The 3,905-nt window shown below is 63.3% G+C and carries 3 protein-coding genes; all 3 read left to right on the forward strand.

Translation table 11 applies throughout. The features are described from left to right. A partial coding sequence (locus ACOXXX_RS21645; protein ID WP_422828404.1) for an acetyl-CoA C-acetyltransferase occupies window positions 1–1,146 on the forward strand: 1,146 nt, incomplete at its 5' end. Window positions 1,147–1,242: 96 nt separating this feature from the next. Further along, a complete protein-coding gene (locus tag ACOXXX_RS21650) occupies window positions 1,243–2,997 on the forward strand; it encodes a PHA/PHB synthase family protein (RefSeq protein WP_422828710.1) in 1,755 nt (584 codons plus the stop codon). 50 nt (window positions 2,998–3,047) lie between these two features. Beyond that, the gene (gene phbB, locus ACOXXX_RS21655; RefSeq protein WP_422828711.1) at window positions 3,048–3,770 is read left to right on the forward strand and encodes an acetoacetyl-CoA reductase; all 723 of its coding nucleotides are present in this window, start codon (window positions 3,048–3,050) and stop codon (window positions 3,768–3,770) included. The last annotated feature ends 135 nt before the right edge of the window (window positions 3,771–3,905 follow it).

The raw sequence follows: 3,905 nt of genomic DNA on the forward strand, positions 1-3,905 counted from the left end.
CGCACGGCTGTCGGCAGTTTCGGCGGGTCGTTCGCCACGACGCCCGCGCATGATCTGGGGGCGGCGGTGCTCGAGGCGCTGGTCGACCGCGCCGGGATCGACAAGGCCGACGTGTCCGAAACCATCCTGGGCCAGGTCCTGACCGCCGCTCAGGGCCAGAACCCCGCCCGCCAGGCGCATGTGAACGCCGGTCTGCCGCAGGAAAGCGCGGCCTGGGGCATCAACCAGGTCTGCGGGTCGGGCCTGCGCGCCGTGGCCCTGGGCGCGCAGCACATCCAGCTGGGCGATGCCGAGATCATCTGCGCCGGCGGGCAGGAGAACATGACCCTGTCGCCGCATGCCGCCAACCTGCGCGCCGGTCACAAGATGGGCGACATGAGCTATATCGACACGATGATCCGCGACGGCCTCTGGGATGCGTTCAACGGCTACCACATGGGCCAGACCGCCGAAAACGTCGCCGAAAAGTGGCAGATCAGCCGCGAGATGCAGGACGAATTCGCCGTCGGATCGCAGAACAAGGCCGAAGCCGCGCAGAAGGCCGGCAAGTTCGATGACGAGGTCATCCCCTTCACCGTCAAGACCCGCAAGGGCGAAACCGTCGTCGACAAGGATGAATACATCCGCCACGGCGCCACCATCGAGAACATGCAGAAACTGCGCCCCGCCTTCACCAAAGACGGCACCGTGACCGCCGCCAACGCCAGCGGCCTGAATGACGGCGCGGCGGGTGTGCTGCTGATGTCCGCCGACAACGCCGAAAAGCGCGGGATCGAGCCGCTGGCGCGCATCGTGTCCTACGCCACCGCGGGCCTTGACCCGTCGATCATGGGCGTGGGCCCGATCTATGCATCGCGCAAGGCGCTGGAAAAGGCCGGCTGGAAGGCCGAGGACCTGGACCTGGTCGAGGCGAACGAGGCCTTCGCCGCCCAGGCCTGCGCGGTCAACAAGGACATGGGCTGGGATCCGGCCATCGTGAACGTCAACGGCGGCGCCATCGCCATCGGCCACCCGATCGGCGCCTCGGGCGCGCGGGTGCTCAACACGCTGCTCTTCGAAATGAAGCGCCGCGACGCCAAGAAGGGCCTCGCCACGCTCTGCATCGGCGGCGGCATGGGCGTCGCCCTCTGCGTCGAGCGTCCGTAACCATATCCCTGGCCCTTTGCCATGCACCCCCCGCATGGCGAAGGGCAAACTGTCGCCGCCCTCACCTCGCAACTCCAGTCAAGACCGGATGGACACATGGCAAACCTGAACGACGCTCCTGAAAGATTGGCTGAATACTGGAACCTCATGCAACGCGCGCAGGGGTTGTTCCTCCGGGCTGCCACCACTTCGGCAGGCAAGGTGACGGGCGGCGAATTTTCTGTGGTCGACACATCCTCTGTCATGGAGTCCTACGCAAAGGCGGGCATGGCCATGGCAAGCAGGCCGGGCGAACTGCTGGAGATCCAGCAATCCGCCTTTGAAAAGATGGCCGATGCCTGGATCGAGAGTTGGTCTGGCGGCCGGGAAAATATCCGCGACCGCCGGTTCCGTGACGAGGCCTGGGCCAAGGACCCCGTGGCGCGTGTCATGCGCGACGTCCACCTGACGTTCGAAGAAGTCACCCAGGACATTGTGAAACGCTTTCCCGCCGACTCCAAGGACCAGCTCAAGATGCAGTTCTTCGCGCGCCAGTTCCTGAGCGCCCTTGCGCCGAGCAACTTCCTGGCCTTGAACCCGCAAGCCCGCGAGAGGCTGCTGGACTCCTCCGGGCAGAGCCTGATCGACGGGTTGAGCAACTTTCTGGATGATCTGGAGCGCGGCGGCGACGCACCCGAGATCAGCACCAATGACGACCAGGCCTTCGTCGTGGGGCAGGATCTTGGCAGCACGCCCGGAAAGGTCGTTTACCAGAACGACCTGATGCAACTGATCCAGTACGAACCGCGCACCGAAACACAGCGCAAGCGGCCCTTGCTGCTGGTGCCGGCATGGATCAACAAGTTCTACATCTTCGACCTGCGCGACAAGAACAGCTTTGTCCGCTATGCGCTTGACCGCGGCCACACCGTCTTTGTGATCAGCTGGGTCAATCCCGGCCCCGAACTCGCCGACAAGACCTTCGAGAATTACATGAACGAAGGACCTCTGACCGCGATCGACGTGATCGAAAAAGCGACCGGAGAGAACAGGATCAACGTCCTCGGCTTCTGCATCGGGGGTATCCTTGTGACCGCGATGCTGGCGTATATGGCAGAGCGGAAGGACAGGCGGATCGCCTCGGCGACGACGCTGGCGACCATGGTGGACTTTACCGATGTGGGCGATGTCGGCGTCTTCATCGACGACGAACGCCTCGAGGCCCTGCGCCAGCATCTGGAGGAGCAAGGCCATCTCGAAGCGCATCAGATGCGGCAGATGTTCTCGTCCCTGCGCGAGAACGACCTGATCTGGTCGTTCCACGTGATGAACTACCTCATGGGCAGCAAACCGCCTGCCTTCGAACTGCTCTACTGGAATTCCGACTCGACCCGCCTGCCGGCGGCCATGCTGGTCTGGTATCTTGAAAAGCTGTATCTTCAGAATGCCCTGCGCGAGCCCGGCAAGCTGGTGCTGAACGGCACCGAGATCGACATCGGAAAGATCAAGACCCCGATGTTCGTTCTGGCCACCAGGGAAGACCACATTTCGCCGTGGAAATCGGTCTACCCGACCGCGAACCTGCTGGGCGGCAATGTCAAATTCGTGCTCGGCGGCTCGGGCCACATCGCTGGGGTGATGAATCCGCCCGGCGAACGCCAGAAATACGGCTACTGGACCCGCGACGACTATCCCGAGGACCCCGAGGAATGGTTCGAAAAGGCGATCCATCACGATGGGTCGTGGTGGCCGCTTTGGTCTCAATGGGTCGAAGGCAAAGACAATAGCGCGCGCGTTCCGGCAAGGGTGCCCGGCGATGGCGGGCTGAAGATCATCGAGGATGCGCCAGGGTCCTATGTGCTCGTGCGCTGAGATCGCGACGGAAATCCAAGAGACATCGGAAAGACTGAGGGAGAAAGACCATGACACGTGTTGCACTCGTCACCGGCGGAAGCCGCGGCATCGGAGAGGCGATTTCCAAGAGGCTCAAGGCGGATGGCTATGACGTCGCCGCGACCTACGCGGGCAACGACGACGCGGCGGCGAAGTTCACCGACGCCACCGGCATCAAGACCTACAAGTGGAACGTCGCCGACTACGACAGCTCGGCCGCGGGCATCAAGCAGGTCGAAGAGGATCTGGGCCCGATCGACGTGGTCGTCGCCAACGCGGGCATCACCCGCGACGCGCCGTTCCACAAGATGACGCCCGAGCAGTGGAAAGAGGTGATCGACACCAATCTGACCGGCGTTTTCAACACTGTCCACCCGGTCTGGCCCGGCATGCGCGAACGCAAGTTCGGGCGGGTGATCGTGATCAGTTCGATCAACGGTCAGAAAGGCCAGTTCGCGCAGGTGAACTATGCCGCGACCAAGGCCGGCGATCTGGGCATCATCAAGTCGCTGGCGCAGGAAGGCGCGCGCGCGGGCATCACCGCCAACGCCGTCTGCCCGGGCTACATCGCCACCGAAATGGTCATGGCGGTGCCGGAGAAGGTGCGCGAGTCGATCATCGGCCAGATCCCGGCGGGCCGCCTGGGCGAGCCCGAGGAAATCGCGCGCTGCGTGGCCTTCCTGGCCTCCGACGACGCGGGCTTCATCAACGGCTCCACCATCTCCGCCAACGGCGCCCAATTCTTCGTCTGAAAGGTAAACCCATGAAAGACAGTCAGAACGATGTAGATCCTGTTGAGTCTGCCGAGTGGCAGGAGGCGATTGAGGATGTGATTATGCGCGACGGTCCTGACCGCGCGCATTTTTTGTTGGACAAGGCGGTTCAGC

The organism is Thalassococcus sp. BH17M4-6, from assembly GCF_049323015.1.
Lineage (GTDB): Bacteria > Pseudomonadota > Alphaproteobacteria > Rhodobacterales > Rhodobacteraceae > Puniceibacterium.